Raw genomic sequence first — 22,615 nt, 5'->3', positions numbered from 1 at the left:
GCACGGCCTGATCCTCATCATTCACGAGAACCCCTTCAAAGAATGAATCAACCGGTTCACGCAAGACGCTAAGCGTCAGCATGGCGGCGGAAAAATCTTCGTTTTGAATCGCTTGGCCGGCTTCCTTCTCGGCCTGATTCACCGCGGCCGACAGCTTCTTTTCCGCATCCTCGCGGAACAGCGCCGGCTCAACAATCTCGGCGACCCGTGTTTTCTTCTTCTCCTCGGCAGCCAGGATGTTGGCGGCGCGCTTGGTACCGGCGAGCAGGTTCTTGCCATCCTCCGTGTCGAGGAACTTGCCCAGCGCCTCGACGCGGCGAACGATCTGCAGAAGGTCGTCGGACTGCGGCGTGATGACGGCGTCGATAAGATCGTATCGTGCACCGCTTTCGCGGAGATATACCTTGAGGCGGTCATGGAAGAAGCCGAGGAGATCCGAAATTTGTGCGGCATCGCCGGCGAAGCTCGCAAAGGCGTTGGCGAAGACCGATGTCAGTCCGAGGCGAATGCGGTTCTCGATCAGGATCCGGACCACGCCGAGTGCAGCTCTTCTGAGCGCGAACGGATCCTTGCTGCCTGTCGGCTTTTCATCGATCGCCCAGAAGCCTGTCAGCGTGTCGAGCTTGTCGGCCAGCGCGACAGCAACCGACACCGGGTCGGTCGGCACCCGGTCGGACGGGCCTTGCGGCTTGTAGTGCTCCTCGGCGGCCGCGGCCACCGATGGATGCTCACCCTGCAGCAGCGCATATTTGCGGCCCATGGCTCCCTGCAATTCCGGGAACTCGCCTACCACCTCGGTCTGCAGGTCGGCCTTGGCGAGCACCGCGGCGCGGGCGACGAGCGCGGTAATCTCCCCCCTCGAGGGGGAGATGTCGCCAGAGGCGACAGAGGGGGTCGTCTCGCGTGGAGTGCCAACCTCTTCCCTCTTCGAAAGGCCAGAATGCGTCGCACCAGCCGAAGCGACCCCCTCTGGCCTGCCGGCCATCTCCCCCTCAAGGGGGGAGATCGACTTCGCCACCGTCGGCGCCAGCTCCTTAGCCAACCGCTTGATGCGCTCGACCCGGGCGCCCTGCGTGCCCAGCTTGGCATGGAAGGTCACGTTGAGGTGGTCGAGGCGCGCCATGCGCTGGTCGAGCGGCTTCTTTAGATCCAGCTCGAACTTCGCCGCCGACTCTTGCAGCGTGCCGAGGTCGGGCAGATCGCCCTGGTCGGTCTTCCAGAAATAGAGGGCGTCTGAGAGACGCGCCCGCACCACCTTGCCATTGCCGTAGGCGATCTCTTTGCCGCCGTCCTTCGCTTCGATATTGGCAACCAGGATGAAGCGATCGGAGAGTGGCGATTGGCCAATCTCCCCCCTTGAGGGGGAGATGCCCGGCAGGGCAGAGGGGAGTGCCTCGCGCTGAGAGAACGGCGGGACGGCACCCCCCTCTGTCGGCTTCGCCGACATCTCCCCCTCTAGCGGGGAGGTTGGGCGCGACGTGACGAAGCATTTCTGATTGGCGCGAATGGTTAGGCGAATGACCTCGGCCGGGATGGTGAGAAAATCCTGCTCGAACTCGCCCATCAGCACGACCGGCCACTCGACCAGGCCGGAGACCTCTTCCAGCAGGCCCTCGTCCTCGACGAGATCGAGGCCGTTGGCGAAGGCGACATTGCGGGCATCGGCCAGGATGATCTCCTTGCGCCGGTCGGCATCAAGCACGACCTTGGCCGCTTCGAGCTTCGCCACATAGTCGTCGAAGCGGCGCACGGTGATCGGGCCCGGTGCATGGAAGCGGTGGCCGTAGGTGACGTTGCCGGAGCGGATGCCGTCGATTGCGAAATCGACCACCATCGGCTCCTCGGTCTCCGGGCCGAAGGTGCAGACGATCGATTGCAGCGGCCTCACCCAGCGCAGCGAGCCGGGCTTGGCCGAGGCCGCGCCCCAGCGCATCGATTTCGGCCAGGGAAAGTTCTTGATGATGCCCGGCACCAGCTCGGCGATGATCTCTTCCGCCGCCCTGCCCGGCTTCGAGATGTGGGCGACGTAGAAGTCGCCCTTCTTGGGATCGGAATGGACATGCGCCTCGGCGATCGACGAAAGGCCGGCCTTGCGCAGAAAACCCTGCACCGCCTGGTCGGGCGCGGTGGTCGAGGGGCCCTTGATCTCCTCGCGAATGTCCTTCGAGCGCGCCGTCAGCCCGCGCACGTCCAGCGCCAGGCGGCGCGGCGTCCAGTATTCGCGCGCCGCCTCATAGGTAAGACCCGCCTCGACCAAGCCGTCGGTCAGCATCTTGCGAAGATCGCCAGCCGCCTTGCGCTGCATGCGCGCGGGGATTTCTTCCGAGCGGAGTTCTAGGAGTAGGTCAGGCATCAGTTAGCTCCTTACCCTCCCCTTGATGGGGAGGGTCGGCGCGCAGCGCCGGGGTGGGGTGGCGGCGTTTCAGCCGCCAGCACCTTCGGCACCATCGCGCAGACCAAGGTGTGATTTTCGTTCTTCCACAGCCGCATAGATTGTATCGAGAACGGAATCCAGTTCGTTTTTTATCTCGTGGTTCCAGAAGCGGACGACGCGATAGCCCTGGCTCTCAAACCATCTCGTTCGGACTGCATCATGGCACTGCTGGCCATCAAAGCCATGTTGGAAGCCATCCACCTCGATGATCAGCTTCAGCCGATGGGAGATAAAGTCAGGATAGTAACCGCCAACCGACGCTTGTCGACGAACGTGCGTTCCTTCGACCGGAATACGCCAGAGGTGCCGCCACAGCCTGCGTTCCTCCTCGGTCATTGCCGCGCGCAGCCTTCGTGCGGACTGCAGCTTGAACCGATCAAGTTTGGCATAGGGAAGCGCCCGTCACCCCCACCCGCCGCTTCGTGGCGACCTCCCCCATCAAGGGGGAGGTAGAGGGCGCATAGCAACTCGGCTCGCGCCTGTCACCCTGCCTGCCGGTCGGCAGTTCGAGCTATTTCAGGAAATTTTCAGTTCTTTGTCGGGACGACACGAGCCCACCCGTCATAAGAACAGACACCCCATGAACCAAACACAGTGCTGAAGCGACCGACGCTCAGACGGAGAACTATTGGCTGCACGACCATGAAGACGGCATCGAGAATCCTGCAGATCCTGGCACTGAGCGCCTGCTTCGCCGCCCAGATGCATGGCACATTCTCGATGTCGGGCGTGCGACAGGCACTGCGGACGATCGATGCCGCGACAGTCCAGATCACGTTGCCGATGGCAGCCGCCGCCGAGATCGCCAGCGTGACTTTGGGCTAAGTCGCCAGGCCGCCCGCGCGCGTCTGCAGGAACGCCTCTCCGCAAGCCTTGGCAAGGTTGCGCACGCGCAGAATGTAGCTCTGGCGCTCGGTCACGGAAATCACGCCGCGGGCGTCAAGCAGATTGAAGACGTGGCTGGCCTTGATGCACTGGTCATAGGCGGGGAAAACCAGACGGTGCATCGACGAATTGTCGTTCGACGCCGGCGCGCCGGCGGCGAGCAGCGCCTTGCACTCGGCTTCGGCGTCCTCGAAATGCCGAAGCAGCATCGCCGTGTTGGCGAATTCGAAGTTGTGGCGCGAATATTCCTGCTCGGCCTGCAGGAACACGTCGCCATAGGTGACCTTCTCAGGCCCCTCGCGGCCGTTGAAATTCAAGTCATAGACATTGTCGACGCCCTGCACATACATGGCGAGGCGCTCGAGCCCATAGGTGAGCTCGCCCGCCACCGGCGCGCATTCGATGCCGCAGACCTGCTGGAAATAGGTGAACTGCGACACTTCCATGCCGTCGCACCAGCACTCCCAGCCGAGGCCCCAGGCACCCAGCGTCGGGCTTTCCCAATCGTCCTCGACGAAGCGGATGTCATGCAGCAGCGGATCGACGCCGATGGCTTCCAGCGATCCGAGATAGAGCTCCTGCAGGTTCGGCGGGTTCGGCTTCAGGATCACCTGATATTGATAGTAATGCTGCAGCCGGTTCGGGTTCTCGCCGTAGCGGCCGTCCTTCGGCCGGCGCGACGGCTGCACGTAAGCCGCGTTCCAGCGCAACGGGCCGAGCGCGCGCAAAGTGGTGGCGGGGTGGAAGGTGCCGGCGCCGACTTCCATGTCGTAGGGCTGCAGGATGACGCAGCCGTAAGCTGCCCAGTAGTTGTGCAAGGTCAGGATTAGCCCCTGGAAGGAGCGGCTGGGATGCATGTGGGCAGGGATCTCGACGGTCACGGCGGCCTCGGAAAGCGCTGGGAGTGGGCTTTCCCTAGTTGCCGGGCCGGCAAGCGTCAAGGCACGGCGCCGCATCGAGGAGAGGTTGAACGCTTTGCCGGCGGCTGGCCCATTGAAGGCCGCTCACGCGGGCCGTTTGCTTCGGTGAGCCGCAACGACAAAGGTTCCCGCCATGCGTGGTCAACTCACTGTCCGCCCCGTCACCCAGCAGGACTACGAGCAGTGGCTGCCGCTCTGGGACGGCTACAACGAATTCTACGGCCGCTCGGGCGAGACCGCGCTTGCCGGCGAGATCACCCAGATGACCTGGTCGCGCTTCTTCGACGCTTACGAGCCGGTGCATGCTCTGGTGGCCGAGCGCGACGGCAAGCTTCTCGGCCTCGTCCATTATCTCTACCACCGCTCGACCACGGCGATCGGGCCGAACTGCTATCTGCAGGATCTCTTCACCTCACAAGCCGCGCGCGGCCAAGGCGTCGGCCGGGCGGTGATCGAAGGCGTTTACGAGCGCGCCAAAGCCGCGGGCTCGGGTCGCGTCTACTGGCTGACGCACGAGACCAACCACACCGCCATGCAGCTCTATGACAGGATCGGCGAGCGCTCGGGATTCGTCGTCTACCGCAAGATGTTTTGAAACGTTGCGGGGCCCCCAAGGGCCCCGCCAAACTGCAGAAATGTGCGCCTCAGCCCTTCGGCGCCGCCGGCGGGACCGGTTTCACCTTCGGCGTTTCCTGCGCCGTGTTGGACTCGATCGGCGGCAGGCCCTTGAGCAGCTTCTGCTGCAAGGTGGCGAGCACGTCCGGGTCCGGCTTCAGGTCGCGTGCCTGGGTCCACTGGAAGGTCGCTTCCAGCTTGCGGCCGACGCGCCAATAGGCGTCGCCCAGATGGTCGTTGAGAACCGGATCCTCGGGCTTCAGGGACACGGCTCGCTCCATTTCGCGCACGGCGTCGTCGAAGCGGCCGAGGCGGTAATAGGCCCAGCCAAGCGAGTCGACGATGTAGCCGTCGCTTGGCCTGAGATCCACGGCCTTCTGGATCATCGCCAGGCCTTCCTTGAGGTTCATGTTCATGTCGACCCAGGAATAGCCGAGATAGTTCAGAACCTGCGGCTGGTCGGGCTGCAGCTCCAGCGCCTTGCGGAAATTGGGCTCGGCCTTCGGCCATTCCTTCAGCCGCTCATAGGCGATACCGCGCTGGTAGAAGATGTTCCAGTTGGCGGCGGTCGGCGTCTTCAGCTGTTCGACCGCCTTGTCGTAGAGATTGGCAGCCGAACGGTAGTCCTCCTTGGAGGAGTAGACGCCGCCAAGCGCCAGGTAGCCGCGCATGTCGGTCGGGTGCGCATCGACGTAGCCCTTGAGATGCGCGATGGCTTCGTCGTGACGGTCGATGTCGGCAAGGTTCAGGCCAAGCTGCAGCTCAGAAAGCTCCTTCAATGGCGAGGAGGCCGGAATGCGCCGATAGAGCGCGATCGCGCCTTCGCCGTCCTTCAGCTGCTCGGCGACGGCGGCCAGCTGCACGAGGGCCGCGTCGCTGTCCGGCTTCAGCGCCAGCGCATATTGCAGATAGAGCCTAACGAAAGGCTCGCCGCCGCCACGGTTGAGCGCGGTGGCGAGGTCGAGCAGGATTTCCGAGGCGCCGTCGGCCGGGGTAGCGACCAGGGGCTCGATCTTGTCGCCTTTGCTGATCCTGTCGCGCAGCGTGGTGATTTCGAGCTTGCCAGGCGCGAAGGCTTCGGCCTGGTTCAGCACCGCCATCGCCTTTGTCTTGTCGCCCTTGCGGGCGAGGAACGAGGCATAGGCCTGGGCATTGCGCATCCACGTCTCGGGCGCGGAGCCGCCGGCGGCGGTATCGGCCAGGGTGGCGGCGTAGATCTCATCGGCCTTGGCGGAAAGGCCTGCGGCGTCGGCGATGAGGGCGCGATGGAAGGACTTGAACAGGCCGAACCAGTCCGGCCCCTTCAGCTTGTCGATCGAAGCCATCGCCTCGGAGGCATCGCCCGCGCCTTCCTTGGCCCAACCGTCCATGATGCCGGAGAGCAGCCGGTCGAGATCGGATTCGAGCGACAGCTTCAGCCAGTACTGAGCCTTGGCGTAGTCCTTCTTGTGGAAGGAATTGACGGCAAGCGCCAGACGTGAGAAGCGCTCGACATCGGGAACTTCCTTGAGCTTGTCGGCATAGACCAGCGATTCCTCGAAGCGGCCCTGCGCGACCAGCGCCAGCATGAGGCTCTGCTGCAGTTCGGTGTCATTGGGGGCAAAGGCCAGCGCCTGCTTGTAATAGGCGATGGCATTGTCGAGATCGTTGTCGCTTTCGGCAATATGGGCGGCAAGATAGGCGCCCGAAAAGGACGTGATCTGGACCGGTTGGGAGTTTTCCTTGGCATGGGCAGGCAGCACCGACAGCGCCACACCCGCTAAAAATGCCAGCCTCGTCAGCCAGCGCGCACGTCCTTGCCGCATTGTATCCCTTTCAGCCAGACGCGATCCCCCCTTGGCGGACCGCCCACAGAGTCGATGTTTTCCCGACAAAGCATGGCCTTTTTGGGGTCAGGCTTCAATCCGCAGCGAATCACAATGCAATCATCGGGCTTAAAAAATACGGCGTTTGTCCAAAAAGTCCGGCGCGGGAAGCCGCAGACAGCGCCGCCTAAAGACGCGTATCTTGGAATCCGCTGAGGGCAACCGCGCTGCACAGGTCGGACCATTCGCAGCCCGAGCACGCCTGACGCGTCAGGCCGGAGGAAAACGCCTTGCGCATCGGCGCCAGGCTGGAGGCATCCAACACGAGCCGGTCGCCGGCCCGGACGGGCCGGCCGAGGAGAGCGCCGACGTCGCGCGCCGCGAGCGCGTCGCGCTCGGCGGCGCCTTCGCCCAGGCAGTGCGGCTCGCGCTCGTCCAGCATCGGGGCGCAGATGGCGTCCGGCCCGGACACGATCAGGACCGCCTCGCCCTCGCCCAGCCGCTTCACCACTTTGTCGTAGTTGGCGGTGAAGGCGGGCGAGTAGCCTTTGCCGACATAGGTCAGCAGGCAGAGCAGATGGTGGGCGCGCAGCCTGACAGTCATTGCGTCTTTGACGAGCGGTCGCGCGGTTCGGCCCCATAGGTTGAAAAGAGCTTCAGCGTCGCGGCGCCCAGCGCCGACTTCAAGAGGCCGCCGACAATGAAGGGCAGGAAGCCGAAGGTGATGGCCTTCTCGGCGCCGATCATGGCGGCAAGCCAGGCCGTGCCGAGAACCAGGCATAGAAGATTGCCGATGAGCATGGCGGCGAAGGCAAGCATCACCCGATTGCCGTTCCAGCCGCGCTCGGCCAGCCAGCCGACGATCGCACCGACGATCGGGAAGGAAAAGAGATAGCCGCCGGTCGGTCCCATAAAATGCTGCACGCCGGCCGCACCGCCGGCCAGAACCGGGAAGCCGGCGGCACCCTCGACCAGCCAGGCCGCGATGGTCAGCGCGCCGAAGCGCCAGCCATAGAGCGCACCGACCAGCGTCACCGCGAAGGTCTGCATGGTCACCGGAACCGGCACCATCGGCACCTCGATGTAGGACGACAGCGCCAGGAACAGCGAGCCGAGGACGACGGCGCCGAACTGCCAGGCAACGGAGCGGCTGTGCAGTTGGAGCGGGCTGAAGGAAGACTGGCGGGTCGAAACGGCGATGTTTGTCACGGTGAGGTCCCTGGTTCGTTGAAATTATAGATAATTCCTGCAATCGATCTATTATCGAATCCATATTTTTGCGGAGATGGCAAGCGCTGCCTTGCGGAGGGCAACGAGGCTGAGCCATTCATGGGCAATCGGGCGCCCAAAACCGACATTTGACTGCGATTGAGCGCAGAAAGGCGGCTGTGTCTGTGTTCTCGCGTTAGCCGACGATGGCGAAGGCGTCGCGAGTCCTGCCGGAAGCGGTCTTGACCGGTTTTTGGCCGATCCATTGCACATGCCGGCCGAGCGTGGCGGCGGCCGATTCCGTGTTGCCTTGCCTCAGCGCGCTCAGGATCGCGCGGTGATCCTGATCGGTGCGGGTCTCCCATTCGGAGCGCCAGGCGGCGAACAGGAAACGCGCGCTTGCGGCATGCAGGTCATCGATGGTGGAGAGAAGACGCGGCATGTTGCAGGGCGTCAAGATCAAGCGGTGGAAGGTGCGATTGGCCTCCTCCCAGGAGCGGACATCGCGGGATTTGTCGCCCGCCTTGGTCGCCTCCTCGGCGCGGTCGAGGATCGCCGGCGTCAGATGCGGCGCGGCGTGGCGCAGCGCCAACACTTCGAGCGCGGCGCGCATCTCGGCCACTTCCCTGACCTCGCCGAGATCGAAAGCGGCCACACGCACGCCGCGGCGCGGCTCGCTGATCGCCAAACCCTGCGCCTCGAGGCGGCGGAAGGCCTCGCGCACCGGCACGTGGCTGGTGCCGAATTCCTCGGCGACATGATCCTGGCGCAGCCGCGATCCGGGCTCGATAGCGCCCGAAATGATGCGGTCCGCCAGTTCCTTGCTGATGCGGACGGCGATCGTGTCCTCTGTGGTGGCCATGTTTTATAGATAATTTGCTGAGCTGCCGTTTGTCGAGACGGCCAGAGCGGAATCACAGGCGCCCGCCCGGCGGACGCCAGGCGATGCCAAGGAGAACCGCCAGGCGCTCAGTTGACGCGGCTGATGCAGAAATCGATGACGTCGATCAGCGCCGATTTCTGCGGCGTCGCCTCCAGCGGCGCGAGCGCGTCGCGGGCGATCTCGCCGAAGTGACGGGCGCGGCCAATCGTGTCGGCGATGGCGCCATGGCGGGTCATCAGACCGATCGCCTTTTCGAGCCCGGCATCGTCGGCGACATTTTCCTCGATGGCGCGCTTCCAGAAGGTGCGCTCGGCCTTGGTGCCCCGCCGATAGGCGAGGATCACCGGCAGCGTCACCTTGCCCTCGCGGAAATCGTCGCCGACATTCTTGCCGAGATCCTTGCTGGAGCCGCCATAGTCCAGCGCGTCGTCTATGAGCTGGAAGGCAAGGCCGAGATTCATGCCATAGGAGCGCAGCGCCGCCCGGTCGGTGCGGGAAGCGAGCGCGATCACCGGACCGACCTCGGCGGCGGCCGAGAACAGGGCGGCGGTCTTGGCCTTGATAACGGCGAAGTGCTCGTCCTCGGTGGTCTCCAGATTCTTGGCAGCCGCAAGCTGCATCACCTCGCCCTCGGCGATGATGGAGGCGGCGCTCGACAGGATGTCGAGAGCCTCCAGCGAGCCGACTTCGACCATCATGCGAAAAGCCTGGCCGAGCAGGAAGTCGCCGACCAGCACGCTCGCCTGGTTGCCCCAGATCATGCGCGCCGTCTTCTTGCCGCGGCGAAGCGCGCTCTCGTCGACGACGTCATCGTGGAGCAGCGTCGCGGTGTGCATGAATTCGACTGCGGTGGCGAGCTTGACGTGCCCCTCGCCCGCATAGCCGAACATCTGGGCGGCGGCGAGCGTCAGCATCGGCCGCAGCCGCTTGCCGCCGGACGAGATCAGGTGGTTGGCGACCTCCGGGATCATCTCGACGTCGGAGCCGGCCTTCGACAGGATCAGCTCGTTGACCCGTCCCATGTCGGCTGCCGTCAGGTCGATGAGATCCTGGATGGAAGCAGGTTCCCGCTTGCCTTCGATATTCAGAACGACACCCACCACGATCACTCCCGTCTCATTGACGCGCCCGACAACACCCTGGTCCCGGTGGGACTCTAGGTCGGCACAACCGCGCACGGCAAGAGGCGAATTGGCGCGGTTTGGCTGGCGCTGGGCTGCCCTGGCGTTTACATGAGCGCCGCAACCTGCGATTTTCATTCCATGATCGAGCTTGTCCGCACCAACGACGCCGTCCTCATCTCCTTCGTCGAATCGCTCATGCGCGACGCCGGCATCGCCTGCTTCGTCGCCGACCAGAACATGAGCGTGCTCGACGGATCGATCGGCATCCTGCCCAGGCGCGTCATGGTCGATGCCGAGAAAGCCGATGCCGCGCGGCGCATCCTGAAGGATGCCGGCATCGAGAACGAGATCCGCCGGCAATAATGGCAGCATCAACCACCCTCGCCCCGGACACGCCGGCCCACACGGTCGACGCCTTCCATCGCGGGCGCTTCTGGCTGGTGCAGCCGCGACAAGGCCACCGTGCCGGCATGGACGCCATGATGCTGGCTGCTGCCGTCCCGTCCGGCTTTTCCGGCCGGCTCGCCGATTTCGGCGCGGGCGCCGGTGCGGCGACGCTCGCCGTGCTGTCGCGCTGCCCTGAGGCACACGCGGTTCTGGTCGAGCGTTCCGAGGAGATGGCGGCCTTTGCCGCCGCCACGCTTGCCCACCCCGGCAACGCGCATCTCGGCGACCGCGCCTCGGTGCTTAAGGCCGACGTCACGCTTGCGGGACGGGCACGGCACGGAGCCGGACTTGCCGACAATTCGTTCGACTTCGTCGTCATGAACCCGCCCTTCAACGCGGCACAAGACCGCGCAACGCCGGACGCGCTGCGCAGAGAAGCGCATGTCGCGGAGGACGGCCTGTTCGAGCGCTGGATCAGAAGTGCGGCCGCCGTCGTCAAGCCGCGCGGCGGACTGGCGGCGATTGCGCGGCCGGAGCAGCTTGTCGCCATCCTGGATGTGATGGAAGGCCGCTTCGGCGATGCCGAGATGCTCTGCGTGCACCCGCGCCCAGACGCGGCGGCGATCCGCATCGTCGTCAGGGCGGTGCTCGGCGCGCGCGGAAAACTGTCGATCCGGCCTCCGCTCACCTTGCACGGCGCATCCGGCAACGAGCCGACGGAGCGGACCGAAATGATCAACAACGGGCTGGCGTCGCTGTTCGGCGATTGATCAGAGGCCGGCGATGCGGCATTGCCGTTGCGCGGCGAATTCCTACATGCCCGGGAGCAAGGATGAGGTCTGACCTTGCTCTAGCATCTCTTGTGGAGACAAGCTTTCGTGAAACGCTTCTTCAACCGCCTGCTGCCGAAATCCTGGCGCTCGACAGTCGTCACCATTCCGGTCATCCGGCTGCATGGCACGATCATGCCCGGCGGCGGCCAGTTCCGGCCAAGCCTGTCGCTCGCCTCGACGGCCGGGCTCATCGAGAAGGCGTTCGGCTTCGACGCGCCGGCGATTGCGATTTCGATCAACTCGCCGGGCGGCTCGCCGGTGCAGTCGCGGCTGATCTTCAAGCGCATCCGCGACTTGGCGGCAGAGAAGGACAGACGAGTGCTCGTCTTCATCGAGGATGTGGCGGCCTCCGGCGGCTACATGATCGCAATCGCCGGCGACGAGATCTTCGCCGACCCTTCCTCGATCGTTGGCTCGATCGGCGTCGTCTCCGCCTCCTTCGGCTTCCCGGAGCTGATGAAGAAGATCGGCATCGAGCGGCGCGTCCACACCGCGGGCCAGAACAAGGCCGTGCTCGACCCCTTCAAGCCGGAAAAGAGGGAAGACGTCGAGCGGCTGAAAGCCTTGCAGCTCGAAGTGCACGAGACCTTCATCGATCTCGTCAAGGAACGGCGCGGCACCAAGCTCAAGGACGACCCGGATCTGTTCACCGGACTGTTCTGGACCGCCAAAAAGGGTCTCGAGCTCGGCCTCGTCGATGCGCTGGGCGACATGCGCAGCGTGCTCAAGACCCGTTTCGGCGAAAAGACGCAGCTCAGGCTGATCACCGCGCCGCGCGGGCTTTTCGGCCGTTTCGGCTTGTTCGGATCGCGTTTTTCGGCGCCGGACATCGCCGCGGCCGCGGCCAGCGGCGTCATCGATGCGGCGGAAGAGCGCGCGCTGTGGGCGCGCTTCGGGCTTTGAAAAAGCCATGATTGCGTCTAGCATGGCCGCTTGACCGACCCATCCGGCCGGCCTTGCCGCGAGAAACGCGGGAGGAGTTGTGAGATGCCGCAGATCATTTTCTTCGTTGTCGTCGGCGCCGCCGCCTATTTCGGTTATCGCGCTTTCGTACGCGAGGCCGAGCGCGTGACGGCCAAGATCCGGCGCACCGAGAAGCAGGCGGCCAACGGCACGATGGGAACGCTGGTCAAGGATCCGAAGACCGGCGAGTACCGTCTGGCTAAGGACTGAACACCATCTCGCCAGCAGCCGACATTCTGGAGGCCGAGGCCAAGTCCCGGACATGGCTTGCGCCTGCCAAGATCAACCTCGCGCTGCACGTCACCGGACGGCGCGCCGACGGTTATCACCTACTCGACAGCCTTGCCGTGTTCACGCGCTTCGGCGACCGGCTCGAGATCGAGCTGGCGCAAGACGATGCGTTCTCGGCGTCTGGTCCCTTCGCCGCCGGCGTGCCAATCGATGGCGACAATCTGGTACTCAAAGCGCGCGACGCGTTGCGGCGGGAAGCCGGCGCGCAACAGGCGCCACCAGTCGCCATCCGGCTGGAGAAGAACCTGCCGGTCGCTTCCGGCGTCGGCGGCGGCTCGAGCGACGCGGCGGCGGCGCTCAACGGCCTTTCGCGCCTCTGGAAGCTCGACATCGGGGAGGCGGGGCTGGCGCGGATCGGGCTGACGCTCGGCGCCGATCTGGCGATGTGCCTCAAGGCAAGGCCGCTCATTGCGCGCGGCATTGGTGATGAAGTGTCGCCGCTGACGGAGTTTCCGGCGCTGGCGCTCATCCTGGTCAACCCGGGCGTGGCCGTTTCGACACCCGAAGTGTTCAAAGCGCTTTCCAAACCTGACAATGAGGCATTGCCGCCGCTGCCCGGCCGCCTCGATTTTCACAGCATGCGCAATTGGCTCGACACGACGCGGAACGATCTCGAACCTGCCGCTCGCGCCATCCAACCGGCGATCGGAGATGCGCTCAAGGCGCTGAAAAAAGCGGGAGCCGCCTTTGCCCGCATGTCGGGCTCCGGCGCTACCTGCTTCGGCCTGTTCGAGACTGGCAATGTCGCCAAGCGCGCGGCGATCGACATCCGCCGCCGCCATCCCAGTTGGTTCGTGGCCGCGACGCGCAGCATGGAGACCGACTGATGGCCAACGAAAGCCGCCCCTTCATCCCGGTGCGCATCGCGGTGCTGACCGTTTCCGACACGCGCAGCCTGGCCGAGGACAAATCCGGGCAGATATTGGCCGACCGCATCGCAGAGGCTGGCCATATACTGGTGGCTCGCGACATCGTCACCGACGACCGCGAGAAGATCCGCGAAAAAGTGCTCGCCTGGTCGAGGGATGAAACGGTGGACGTCGTTATCACCACGGGTGGCACCGGCTTCACCGGCCGCGACGTAACGCCGGAAGCGCTGGAGCCGATTTTCGAAAAGCGCATGGACGGCTTTTCGGAAGTCTTCCACCGGATTTCCTATGACAAGATCGGCACATCGACGATCCAGAGCCGGGCGACCGGCGGCGTCGTCAACGCCACCTTTATCTTCGTGCTGCCGGGCTCGCCCGGCGCGTGCAAGGATGCTTGGGACGGCATCATCAAGGCGCAGCTTGACTACCGGCACATGCCCTGCAACTTCGTCGAGATCATGCCGCGGCTGGACGAGCACCTCAGGCGCCGCGGCAAGCCGGAGTAGCGGCCCCGTCCGGCTCAGCGGATGACCGGCTCGCCGTGGAAGCGACGGCGCGACGGCCGCGAGACGCCGAAGCCGATTTCCATCATCAGCCGCGGCGTATGCGTCGGCACCGTTCCCATATGGAAGCCGAACGGATCCTCGACGAAGCCGAGGCCCGCCTCGCCCGTCAGCGTCGCAGCGCTTTCCGGACCGTAGACGTCCAGCACGTCTTCCGCGGGGTGGCCGACCAGAAGCGTGAGCTGGTGCTTGAGCGCGCGGCGCCTGTGGCTGCCGCGGACATAGACATGCGGGCCGGTGCCGGCGTCGACCGGCACCAGATAGAAGAAGAATTTCAGCATCCGCCAATCGTCGAGATCGAAATGGTATTTGCCGAGCGAGGCGAGATTCTTGTCGGCATCCGAGGCCTTGCCGGTCGGAAAGCTCCACCACACGCGCGTCGTGATCAGTTTCGCCTGGCCGCCGAGATAGTGCTGCGCGACCTCGAGGAGCAGCGGATCCCGCTGGATGGCAAGCGCCGCCGGGCAATCGAGAATGCGTTCGAAATAATGCCCGCTGAGCAGCGAGCGGCCGAAACGCTTCTCCGCCTCGGCATGGTCGCCCGGAATGAATTCGAGACGGCGGTCGAAATTGCCGAAACAGGGCGTGCGTTGCGCAAAAACGGCGATCTCCTCATGGATCGCCGACGGCAGCGTGAACCCCGAAAACAGTCCATCGGAGCGAAGCGCCGCGACCACCGCCTCGCGATCGACGCCGGCAAACATCGTCTCTCCCGCATTGTCGAGCGGGCGAACGCGTCTGGCGCCTAGCCAGTGCATGCGGCGCCCCGGCATGGTGCGCGCCAGCACGAACATCGGCAGCCAGGCCGGATTTTCGCGTAGATCTTTCAGATAGGTCGGGATGCGCACGGCGATGCGCCTGAACAGGCTGCCATTACGAGCGATCGCCTCCAGGCTGGCCGCGCCTGAATTGTCTGGAGTACCAAGGTTCATCGGGTTCCTCGTATGCACGGCGTCCGACGAAGCGCCAGCCGTCTGCCGCTTCATCGTCACCCAATCCCGATTGTCCCGCTTCAAGCAGATGCTAATCCACTGCAGGTTTTTGTGCAATGCACAATAGAATGGGCCGGCAAAGTTCGCGGCCTTTTTCTCTCTTTTCGCCTTCTGGAGAGAAGGAGGGCATGCGCTCACTTCGGCGGCGCCACCCAGATTTCGGCATTCAGCCTTCTGGTGGCGAGGCCCCGCGCCAGGGCTTCGGCGCTGCGGGCGCTTTTCGCCAGCACCGTGGCCTGGCGCTTGCTGATGACAAGCCCTTCCTCCAGAGCCCGGTTGCCCGAAAAAACCCGGACCAGAAACGGCGTGCGATTGCCGCGGGCGCGTGAAAAACGCGCCGGCATCGTCTGCCTCGCCGCGTGAGCGACGACGTCGTCGATCCAGCCTTCGGCGAGCCGGGCGCCGGGTTCCAGAAGCAGGAGCCAGTCGCCCTTGGCCTGGCCGATGCCTGTTGCGATGCCGCCGGCGACAAGGTGGCAGCCGGCATGCTCGGCGACGCGATGCGTCTGGTCGGTCGAGCCGGTGTCGCAGACGATGACGTCGCGCACCACGCCCTCGACCGCGCCGCCGATCAGCGAGGCCAGCGTGCGGGCAAGGCCTTCTTCGTCGTTCCTGGTTTCGATGAGGACGCTGAGCATTTTAGCCGAATAGCGGAAAGCGCGGCGCTGCGCCAGTTGCGCGTTCTGAACGAAAAAGTTCTTGCTTTGTTCTCATTGGCAAAATAGGAATAGTTTCATGAACAGAGCGATTCGACAGCCTGCCGACAGTCCCTGGGAGAGGGCGAAAATGGAACAGATCGTGCGCGCCGACATTGCCGCTTTCGGAGCAGGCAGAGCCGAGATGGCAAATGCAATGATAGAACAGAGCGGCATGCGCGTGCGGCCGGACCGCAATCGCGGACGCTCCGCGGGCATCAATCCGTCCGGCCGCTTCGAGCCGGTCAGCCGGCATGTGTTCGACGATGGCTGGAACTCGCTGGAGGAACTGCCGCCGTTCAAGAAGGAGGTGCAGGTCGAGAAGCCGCGCACCATCATCACGCGCAACGAGTCGCCGGACATTTCCTTCGATCGTTCGATCAATCCCTATCGCGGCTGCGAGCATGGCTGCGTCTACTGCTTTGCCAGGCCGACGCATTCCTTCATGGGCCTGTCGCCGGGGCTCGATTTCGAATCGAAGCTCTTTGCCAAGCCCGATGCGGCGCGAATGCTGGACAGGGAATTGTCGAAGCCCGGCTACCAGCCGCGCACCATCGCCATCGGCACCAACACCGATCCCTACCAGCCGATCGAAAAGCAATACCGGATCATGCGCGAGATCCTGGAGGTGCTGGAGGCGCGCGGCCATCCGGTCGGCATCGTCACCAAGTCGGCACTGGTGACGCGCGATATCGACATCCTGTCGCGCATGGCCGAACGCGGCCTCGCCAAGGTGGCGCTGTCGGTGACGACGCTCGACCGCATGCTGGCGAGAACCATGGAGCCGCGCGCCTCGACGCCGACAAAGCGTCTGGAAGCGATAAGGCAGCTTTCGGATGCCGGCGTCCCCGCCTCAGTGATGGTGGCGCCGATCATTCCCGGCCTCACCGATCCGGAGATGGAGCGCATCCTCGATTCGGCGCGTGCCGCCGGCGCCAGGGAGGCAGGCTATGTCGTGCTGCGTCTGCCGCTCGAGGTGGCGCCGATCTTCAAGGACTGGCTCTTGCGCCATTATCCGGATCGCTACCGGCATGTGATGTCGCTGATCCGCTCGATGCGCGACGGCAAGGACTACGATTCGGAATGGGGCAGGCGCATGAAGGGCGCCGGACCCTATGCCTGGCAGATCGGCCGGCGCTTCGAGATCGCCGCCAAGCGGCTCGGCCTCAATGCCGAGCGGCGGCAGCTTCGGACCGACCAATTCGTCGCAGGCTCCGGCGTCGGCGAGCAGTTGATGCTGCTGTGAAGATGATGCCGGCCGCGAAGGCCGGCGGCTAAGGCAACTCGGGAGGCAGAGTTTTGCGCCCGGATTGCGATCCGCTAACCCTCTGTTTTGATGTAACTTCGTACGGAAGGCCCGCTACGCACTCTTCCTGGAATTGCTCAAGAATCCCGTCCGGCCCAGTCCCCCGGCCGTGAGACGGTGCCCTCCCGGTCCGACGCCCCATCCGACCCGGAGGGACTTGCGGAGAATCGGAGCCGATGCGAACCTCGCCGCACCATGGCTCGCGCGCGTTCCGATTCTCCGCTTCTCTTCGAAATGGTCGAGAAGCCCGACTTCTCGATTGAAACGAAAGCGATGGCCGAGGGGCTGTGGCCGGTAGCGGGGATGGACGAGGCGGGCCGCGGGCCGCTTGCCGGTCCGGTGGTGGCCGCGGCCGTGGTGCTCAACCCGGCCAACATTCCCGAAGGGCTCGACGATTCCAAGCGCCTCACCCATCTGCAGCGCGAGGCGCTGTTCCTCAAAATCCTGGGCTCGGCGCTCAGCGTCTCGATGGCCTCGATCAGCGCCGAAGGCATCGACAACAGCAACATTCTGAAAGCCAGCCTGGAAGCCATGCGCCGCGCCGCCGCCGGACTGTCGCTGCCGCCCAAACTGGCGCTGGCGGACGGCCGCGACGTGCCGCCAGGGCTCACCTGCGAGGGACGCGCGCTGATCAAGGGCGACCAGCGCTCGCAATCTATCGCCGCCGCCTCGATCATCGCCAAGGTGATGCGCGACCGCATGATGTGCGGCTGCGGCGGCCATCATGAGCATTACGGCTTCGAAATGCATATGGGCTACGCGACGGTCCGCCACCGGACCGCGATCGAGGCGCATGGCCCGGTGGCGCGACTGCATAGGGCGTCGTTCGCACCGTTCCGGTTTGGCGGCGTCGAGGTGGCGGAAGCGGAAGAGAGCTTCGAGGGAATAGATTAATCTCCCCTCTTGAAGGCAGGCTGAGAGTCGTCGCGCGTGAAGCACCGACGCCCTCTTTAGTCGCACAAGGGGTTGAGCTCTACGCGCAACGACCCCCTCTGTCGCCTTCGGCGACATCTCCCCCTCAAGAGGGGAGATTATTCGCGCCCAAAACAAAAAAGCCGCCGGGTTGCCCAGGCGGCTTCATGTCAGCAACGGCAGAGCCGCTCAGTTCAGCTTGGCCTTCACGTCCTGCAGCGCCGACTTGAACAAATCGGCGCCGGCCTTGGCGTCGACCTTGGCGGCAAGCAGCGCACGGGCGGCCTCGACGGCGATGTCGACGGCGCTGGCACGCACCTCGCCGATCGCTTCGCGCTCGGCCTGGCTGATCTTCTGCTCGGCAAGCGCCGTGCGCCGGGCGACGTAGTCCTCGGTCTTCTTATGCGCCTCGGAAGCAAGGAGCTCGGCCTCGCGCTTGGCGGCGGCGACGATGTCGGCGGCCTCCTTCTCGGCTTCCTTGCGCTTCTGCTGGTATTGGCCGAGCAGCTGCTGGGCCTCTTCGCGCAGGCGGCGCGCTTCCTCGAGTTCGCTGCTGATCTTGGCCGCGCGGGAATCGAGCGACTTTGCGAGCATGCCCGGCACCTTCAGATAGATGACGGCGCCGAGGAAGATGATCAGGGCAATGGTGGCCCAGAGCGTGGCAAGTGATGTGGCGTCCATGATGGCCTCCTCACCGGGTCGCGGATTTGACCGCGGCCGAAATCTCGGCCTTGTCGGTCTTGCCGCCGACCAGCGCCTCGACGATGGCCGACGTGGTGTCCTCGGCGATCGTGCCGACTTCCTTCATCGCCTTGGCCTTGATCGAGGCGATGCTCGCCTCGGCTTCGCCGAGCTTCTTCTCGAGTTCCGTCTCGAGCTTCTTGCGCGTGCTTTCGGCTTCGCTCTTGGCGGCGTCGCTCGCCTGCTGGCCGATCTTGTTGGCGTTGGCCTTGGCTTCCGCCAATTCCTGCTCATAGGCGGCAACGGCAGCGTCCGCCTCGCCCTTCAGCCTGGCGGCGTGGTCGAGATCCTGGGTGATGCGATCGTTGCGGACATCGATGATACCGCCGATGCGCGGCATCACAACCCGCTTCAGGAACAGATAGAAGAGCCCGAAGGTGATGACGAGCCACAGGATCTGCGACGGGAAGGTCTCGGCATTGAACGGCGGGAACGTGCCATGCTCCTCGGCAGGCACGGCGGTGCCCGCATGCGTATCGCCCTCGGCCGTGGCCGGCGCGGATTCTTGCGCAAAGGCAGATGTCACGAACATCTCATTCCCCTGTCCATACGGCGGGGCCGCACCATGCGGCCCCTTTCGTCAGCGCGTGGTTCTTACCTGAAGACCAGCAGCAGCGCGATGAGGAGCGAGAAGATGCCCAGCGCTTCGGTCACGGCGAAGCCGAAGATCAGGCGGCCGAACTGGCCGTCAGCGGCCGACGGGTTGCGGAGCGCACCCGAGAGATAGCTGCCGAAGATGTTGCCGAGGCCGATGCCGGCGCCGCCCATGCCGATGCAGGCGATACCAGCGCCGATAGCAGCTGCTGCAGTTGCGTCCATTTCAAAACTCCTGTGGTTTTCGTAATCGTTGCGGTTGGTACGTTGGGTATGCTGGCGCCGGGGCGCCGGTGAAAATCGATCAGTGGCTCGGGTGCAGAGCGTCGTTCAGATACATGCAGGTCAGCACCGCGAAGACGTAGGCCTGCAGGAAGGCGACCAGCAGTTCCAGCGCCGTCAGGGCAACCGCCATGGCGAGCGGCAGGACCGAGCCGGCGATGCCGACCGCACCCAGCGCGCTGAGGCTGACGACGAAGCCCGAAAACACTTTCAGCGTGATGTGGCCGGCCAGCATGTTGGCGAAAAGACGAACGGAGAGGCTGACCGGACGCGAGACAGAGGAAATGACTTCGATCGCCACCACCAGCGGCATCAGATAGCCAGGCACGCCATGCGGCACGAACAGCTTGAGGAAGCCGAGGCCGTGCTTGGCGAAGCCGTAGACGATGACGGTGCCAATGACCAGGATCGCCAGCGTGAAGGTGACGATGATGTGGCTGGTGACGGTGAAGAAATAAGGGAACAGGCCGATCAGGTTGGCGACCAGCACGAACATGAACAGCGAGAACACCAACGGGAAGAACTGCATGCCCTGCTTGCCCGCCGCATCGCGCAGCATGTTGCCGACGAACTCATAGGCCATTTCCGAGACCGACTGCAGGCGGCCAGGAATGAGGGCGCGGCTGGCGGTGCTCATGTAGAGGAAAGCGGAAGCGACGGCGATCGTCACGACCATGAACAGAGCGGAGTTGGTGAAAGAAATGTCGTAGCCGCCGATATGAAGCGGGATGATCGGATGGATCTGGAACTGGTGGATCGGATCGACCTGGTCAGCAGCAGCCACTTTAAATCCCCGTCAAAGCCACAACCGGCTTCTTAAGTTTCTTTCGCGCCTTGCGGCGCCTTACTTCAGTCCTTCGGTTCGGGCGGCTTGCCGCCCTGGCCGAATTCCGATGCAAGTCCCGACGAACGCAGGACATTGAGTATACCGGCGCCAAAACCCAGCAGCAGGCCGACGATCAGACCCCAGGGCGCGATTCCCGCCAAGCGGTCGATGATCCAGCCCAGGCCGACACCAACCACCACTCCGGCGATGAACTCGCTGGACAGTTTCAGGGCCTGACCGTAACCGGTCGCAGCTTTCGCTTCGTCTTTCCCCTCGAGCCGGTCCGTGCGTCTTGATGCAAGCGATGCTTCAAGCTCGCGCCGGCGGCGCTCAAGTTCGTCGTCGCGGATGGTGGCTTCTGGCTGCCTGCCGCGGCCGGTTTCTCCGGTTCCGTCTGGCCCGTTTTTGTCGGCCATCGCAACCCCCCTGCCCGGGCAGACGATCACCGTCCGTCCGCTTCTAAAGTCGCCGGCAACATAGTTAGCGGGTCCGCGCCCGTCAAGCCACGGGCCGAACTTCAAAGCGATGTATTTTCCGCTTTCGAATCAATGGCTTATCCGGGTGCGACATCGTGCCCGTCACGCCTGTGCGAGGACTCGGCGCGAATCCGGGCGACAAGCCGCGCTGATCGGTGCGCGCAGCAAACGAGAAAGAGCGTTGCCGCGGGGTGCCGATCAAGCGGCTCAGTTCGAGCCGCCTAAACGGCTCAGCTCCAGCCGCCGCCATAGGTGCGATAGAAGATATGCAGGCCGATCCTGGTCATGCGCTGCATGGCGCGCGCCCAGCCCGGATGGACGTAATTGGCGTAGTAATGCGTCGAGGATCCGACCTCGGGGATGAAGATCTTGCCGGCGGTCACCGCCATGGCGACATCCTGGGCGGTCTTGTACGCAACCGCGTCGTTGATGCGCTTCTTCCTGCCGTCGCAGGCGAAGGAGAACTGGCAGCGGTTGAACCAGTTGTCGTTCTGGTAGACGACACCGCAGATCGTCTTCGGATAGGCAGGGTTGCGGACGCGGTTTAGGATCACCTGCGCCACCGCGGCCTGGCCGCGCATCGGTTCGCTGCGCGCCTCAAAATAGATGCCCTTGGCGAGGCATTCCTGTTCCGGCTTGGAGAAGACGGCCGCCGGCAGCGGATTCTGCATCCAGGCGTGATCCCCCTTGCCCATTGGCGGAATGAAGCGGCCGTCATTCGGATCGTCCTGCAGCAGAGCCTCAAAGGGCGAGGCCTTGGCATAGTCCGGCGCCGACTGGGCATAGGCGGTGGCGAGGATGTCCGGCTTGTCGTTGTTGACGAGAGCGACGAGAGCCGCCGGCAAATCCGGATCGGGCTTCTTGTCCTCGCGGATGTGGAAGGCCTGGGCGATCTGGATTTCCTTGCCCTTGATGCCGGGCTTGGCGAAAGTCAGCTTCAGGCCGCTGTCCATCGCCGGACGGAGCAGCGAGGAGGTGCGCTCGAAGATGGAGCCGGCGCTGAAATTCTTCGGCGGCGCAACGGGCGACACCTGGACGAGGCGGCCCTTCTTGTCGGCGCGCACGACGCGGTCCTCATCGGGCGTAGCGCCGGCGACATTGCCCTTGCCGCGGAGCGCCACCGTGCCAACGCCAGGCAGGTCCACGCCGGAGCCGGAGATCGAGCCCGTGGCGGCCGAATCGACGAACGGCATCTCGGCGGCGTGCACCGAGCCGGCGACGGATTTTTCGACATAGGCATTCCAGCGATGACTGGGCGACTCCAGCCCGGACACGAGGCTTGCCATATCCTGGTAAGCGACGACGGACGGAAAGCCGACCCAGAAGCCGAGCCCCAGAACCAAAGGAGGAAGGAAGGAACGTTTATTCGCAACGGCGGCGGCGACGAGCCGCGTAAGAACGCGTCGATGCACGGAACTCTCCAGAAACGCTACTGACCCCGGAGAGCCAAAATGAAGCATTAACCTTGATGGGGGGTTAACGGCACCGATCGTGTTTTTTTCATGTTGCAGATAAGCCGGCCTCCGCCAGCTGTGGAAAGCCGGCGAAAACGTCAGGCCGTGCGCAGAAAAATCGGCCATGCGATCGCCGCGCAGATCGCGGCCGCCAGCCACACGCCCGGCCATGCGAAGAGAAGCAGAAGCCAGGGAATGGCGATCGGCACCAGGCAGAAGCCGACAAAGACCAGAGTGTTGGCGAGGCTGAGCGCGGTGCCGACATGGCCGGCACCGGCAAGTGTCGCAAGCTCGGTATAGGCAACGCCATGCCAGGCCGATACGCAGATGCCGGCTACGATCACCATAAGGGGCAGGAGCAACAGCAGCGACGGCTGCCTGGCCGCAGCGATGGCCAGAACCCATAGCACCAGGAAGGCCAGCGCGCTCAGCGCGCTGCAGAACCTCAGGAACGGCCTTCGGTTGCGGTGGCGGTCGGTGTAGCGGCCGCTCCAGACACGCATCACCATGGCGCCCGTCTGCACGGCGGCGAGGGTGGCGCTGGTCACCCATGTGC

Annotated in this window: 27 protein-coding genes; 10 read left to right on the top strand and 17 right to left on the bottom strand. The window is 64.4% G+C overall.

What is annotated here, in order from left to right; genetic code table 11:
* Both glyS and EOA75_RS09040 read right to left on the bottom strand, forming a co-directional pair.
* Nucleotides 1–2,353 (bottom strand): glycine--tRNA ligase subunit beta (gene glyS, locus EOA75_RS34915; protein WP_245466593.1); only part of this gene is annotated, 2,353 nt, incomplete at its 3' end.
* Between the two features lie 69 nt (nucleotides 2,354–2,422).
* Nucleotides 2,423–2,800: a DUF559 domain-containing protein gene (locus EOA75_RS09040; protein WP_281058523.1), complete on the bottom strand. Its 378-nt coding sequence runs from the start codon at nucleotides 2,798–2,800 to the stop codon at nucleotides 2,423–2,425.
* 276 nt (nucleotides 2,801–3,076) lie between these two features.
* Here EOA75_RS09040 and EOA75_RS09035 point away from each other — a divergent pair, with 276 nt between their 5' ends.
* Nucleotides 3,077–3,259 carry a hypothetical protein gene (locus EOA75_RS09035; RefSeq protein WP_127324107.1) on the top strand — a complete coding sequence of 61 codons (183 nt, stop codon included), beginning with the start codon at nucleotides 3,077–3,079 and terminating at the stop codon, nucleotides 3,257–3,259.
* On the opposite strand, the gene EOA75_RS09030 is transcribed toward EOA75_RS09035, so the two are convergent.
* Nucleotides 3,256–4,200, bottom strand: a complete 945-nt coding sequence (locus EOA75_RS09030) for a glycine--tRNA ligase subunit alpha (protein WP_082954005.1) — start codon at nucleotides 4,198–4,200, stop codon at nucleotides 3,256–3,258. The genes EOA75_RS09035 and EOA75_RS09030 overlap by 4 nt on opposite strands.
* 172 nt (nucleotides 4,201–4,372) lie before the next feature.
* Here EOA75_RS09030 and EOA75_RS09025 point away from each other — a divergent pair, with 172 nt between their 5' ends.
* A complete protein-coding gene (locus tag EOA75_RS09025; RefSeq protein WP_127324106.1) occupies nucleotides 4,373–4,834 on the top strand; it encodes a GNAT family N-acetyltransferase in 462 nt (153 codons plus the stop codon).
* Nucleotides 4,835–4,883: 49 nt separating this feature from the next.
* Here EOA75_RS09025 and EOA75_RS09020 read toward each other — a convergent pair whose 3' ends face one another.
* The 5 genes from EOA75_RS09020 to EOA75_RS09000 all read right to left on the bottom strand — a co-directional run bounded on the left by EOA75_RS09020 (nucleotide 4,884) and on the right by EOA75_RS09000 (nucleotide 9,851).
* Nucleotides 4,884–6,659, bottom strand: coding sequence for a tetratricopeptide repeat protein (locus tag EOA75_RS09020; protein WP_127324105.1), 1,776 nt, complete (start codon nucleotides 6,657–6,659; stop codon nucleotides 4,884–4,886).
* A 187-nt stretch (nucleotides 6,660–6,846) separates the two neighbouring features.
* Nucleotides 6,847–7,263: a DUF1284 domain-containing protein gene (locus EOA75_RS09015; protein ID WP_095800916.1), complete on the bottom strand. Its 417-nt coding sequence runs from the start codon at nucleotides 7,261–7,263 to the stop codon at nucleotides 6,847–6,849.
* Nucleotides 7,260–7,868, bottom strand: a complete 609-nt coding sequence (locus EOA75_RS09010; RefSeq protein ID WP_127324104.1) for a biotin transporter BioY — start codon at nucleotides 7,866–7,868, stop codon at nucleotides 7,260–7,262. The genes EOA75_RS09015 and EOA75_RS09010 overlap by 4 nt, the downstream gene beginning before the upstream one ends.
* 196 nt (nucleotides 7,869–8,064) lie before the next feature.
* Nucleotides 8,065–8,730 carry a GntR family transcriptional regulator gene (locus tag EOA75_RS09005; RefSeq protein WP_095800918.1) on the bottom strand — a complete coding sequence of 222 codons (666 nt, stop codon included), beginning with the start codon at nucleotides 8,728–8,730 and terminating at the stop codon, nucleotides 8,065–8,067.
* Between the two features lie 107 nt (nucleotides 8,731–8,837).
* The gene (locus tag EOA75_RS09000; RefSeq protein ID WP_095801112.1) at nucleotides 8,838–9,851 is read right to left on the bottom strand and encodes a polyprenyl synthetase family protein; all 1,014 of its coding nucleotides are present in this window, start codon (nucleotides 9,849–9,851) and stop codon (nucleotides 8,838–8,840) included.
* Nucleotides 9,852–10,013: 162 nt separating this feature from the next.
* On the opposite strand from EOA75_RS09000, the gene EOA75_RS08995 reads away from it, so the two are divergent.
* The 6 genes from EOA75_RS08995 (at nucleotide 10,014) to moaB (ending at nucleotide 13,724) form a co-directional block, all read left to right on the top strand.
* Nucleotides 10,014–10,238 carry a DUF2007 domain-containing protein gene (locus tag EOA75_RS08995; RefSeq protein WP_066999078.1) on the top strand — a complete coding sequence of 75 codons (225 nt, stop codon included), beginning with the start codon at nucleotides 10,014–10,016 and terminating at the stop codon, nucleotides 10,236–10,238.
* Nucleotides 10,238–11,032: a methyltransferase gene (locus tag EOA75_RS08990; RefSeq protein ID WP_127324103.1), complete on the top strand. Its 795-nt coding sequence runs from the start codon at nucleotides 10,238–10,240 to the stop codon at nucleotides 11,030–11,032. The genes EOA75_RS08995 and EOA75_RS08990 overlap by 1 nt, the downstream gene beginning before the upstream one ends.
* 108 nt (nucleotides 11,033–11,140) lie before the next feature.
* On the top strand, nucleotides 11,141–11,998 hold the full coding sequence (locus EOA75_RS08985) for a S49 family peptidase (protein WP_067327810.1): 858 nt from the start codon (nucleotides 11,141–11,143) through the stop codon (nucleotides 11,996–11,998).
* Nucleotides 11,999–12,082: 84 nt separating this feature from the next.
* Nucleotides 12,083–12,268, top strand: a complete 186-nt coding sequence (locus EOA75_RS08980) for a hypothetical protein (protein ID WP_066999017.1) — start codon at nucleotides 12,083–12,085, stop codon at nucleotides 12,266–12,268.
* A 26-nt stretch (nucleotides 12,269–12,294) separates the two neighbouring features.
* Nucleotides 12,295–13,176: a 4-(cytidine 5'-diphospho)-2-C-methyl-D-erythritol kinase gene (locus EOA75_RS08975; RefSeq protein ID WP_127324102.1), complete on the top strand. Its 882-nt coding sequence runs from the start codon at nucleotides 12,295–12,297 to the stop codon at nucleotides 13,174–13,176.
* A complete protein-coding gene (moaB, locus tag EOA75_RS08970) occupies nucleotides 13,176–13,724 on the top strand; it encodes a molybdenum cofactor biosynthesis protein B (protein WP_066999023.1) in 549 nt (182 codons plus the stop codon). The genes EOA75_RS08975 and moaB overlap by 1 nt, the downstream gene beginning before the upstream one ends.
* 14 nt (nucleotides 13,725–13,738) lie before the next feature.
* Here the strand turns inward: moaB and EOA75_RS08965 are convergent, their stop codons facing one another.
* Both EOA75_RS08965 and EOA75_RS08960 read right to left on the bottom strand, forming a co-directional pair.
* Entirely contained in the window at nucleotides 13,739–14,713 is a 975-nt protein-coding gene (locus tag EOA75_RS08965) for a hypothetical protein (RefSeq protein ID WP_095801114.1), read from the bottom strand.
* A gap of 194 nt (nucleotides 14,714–14,907) precedes the next feature.
* Nucleotides 14,908–15,411, bottom strand: a complete 504-nt coding sequence (locus tag EOA75_RS08960) for a glycosyltransferase (RefSeq protein ID WP_095800921.1) — start codon at nucleotides 15,409–15,411, stop codon at nucleotides 14,908–14,910.
* A 148-nt stretch (nucleotides 15,412–15,559) separates the two neighbouring features.
* Between EOA75_RS08960 and EOA75_RS08955 the strand changes: the two genes are divergently transcribed.
* A complete protein-coding gene (locus tag EOA75_RS08955) occupies nucleotides 15,560–16,714 on the top strand; it encodes a PA0069 family radical SAM protein (protein ID WP_127324101.1) in 1,155 nt (384 codons plus the stop codon).
* Nucleotides 16,715–16,969: 255 nt separating this feature from the next.
* Nucleotides 16,970–17,668 carry a ribonuclease HII gene (locus EOA75_RS08950; protein WP_067327805.1) on the top strand — a complete coding sequence of 233 codons (699 nt, stop codon included), beginning with the start codon at nucleotides 16,970–16,972 and terminating at the stop codon, nucleotides 17,666–17,668.
* 207 nt (nucleotides 17,669–17,875) lie between these two features.
* Here the strand turns inward: EOA75_RS08950 and EOA75_RS08945 are convergent, their stop codons facing one another.
* The 7 genes from EOA75_RS08945 to EOA75_RS08915 form a co-directional block, all read right to left on the bottom strand.
* Nucleotides 17,876–18,367 (bottom strand): F0F1 ATP synthase subunit B, encoded by a 492-nt coding sequence (locus EOA75_RS08945; RefSeq protein ID WP_066999035.1) that lies wholly within the window; start codon nucleotides 18,365–18,367, stop codon nucleotides 17,876–17,878.
* A gap of 10 nt (nucleotides 18,368–18,377) precedes the next feature.
* Nucleotides 18,378–18,959 (bottom strand): F0F1 ATP synthase subunit B, encoded by a 582-nt coding sequence (locus tag EOA75_RS08940; RefSeq protein WP_067327804.1) that lies wholly within the window; start codon nucleotides 18,957–18,959, stop codon nucleotides 18,378–18,380.
* Nucleotides 18,960–19,021: 62 nt separating this feature from the next.
* On the bottom strand, nucleotides 19,022–19,246 hold the full coding sequence (locus EOA75_RS08935) for a F0F1 ATP synthase subunit C (protein WP_066999040.1): 225 nt from the start codon (nucleotides 19,244–19,246) through the stop codon (nucleotides 19,022–19,024).
* Nucleotides 19,247–19,325: 79 nt separating this feature from the next.
* The gene (locus tag EOA75_RS08930; protein WP_127324100.1) at nucleotides 19,326–20,087 is read right to left on the bottom strand and encodes a F0F1 ATP synthase subunit A; all 762 of its coding nucleotides are present in this window, start codon (nucleotides 20,085–20,087) and stop codon (nucleotides 19,326–19,328) included.
* A 65-nt stretch (nucleotides 20,088–20,152) separates the two neighbouring features.
* Nucleotides 20,153–20,545, bottom strand: a complete 393-nt coding sequence (locus tag EOA75_RS08925; RefSeq protein ID WP_066999046.1) for an AtpZ/AtpI family protein — start codon at nucleotides 20,543–20,545, stop codon at nucleotides 20,153–20,155.
* A 290-nt stretch (nucleotides 20,546–20,835) separates the two neighbouring features.
* The gene (locus tag EOA75_RS08920) at nucleotides 20,836–22,017 is read right to left on the bottom strand and encodes a cell wall hydrolase (RefSeq protein ID WP_127324099.1); all 1,182 of its coding nucleotides are present in this window, start codon (nucleotides 22,015–22,017) and stop codon (nucleotides 20,836–20,838) included.
* 140 nt (nucleotides 22,018–22,157) lie between these two features.
* The coding region (locus tag EOA75_RS08915) for an MFS transporter (protein ID WP_127324098.1) at nucleotides 22,158–22,615 on the bottom strand (458 nt) is incomplete at its 5' end.

This window comes from Mesorhizobium sp. M1A.F.Ca.IN.022.07.1.1, from assembly GCF_003997575.1.
Classification (GTDB): domain Bacteria; phylum Pseudomonadota; class Alphaproteobacteria; order Rhizobiales; family Rhizobiaceae; genus Mesorhizobium.
The sequence above is the reverse complement of the archived record's forward strand: the minus strand, read 5'-3'. Positions and strand labels throughout refer to the sequence as shown.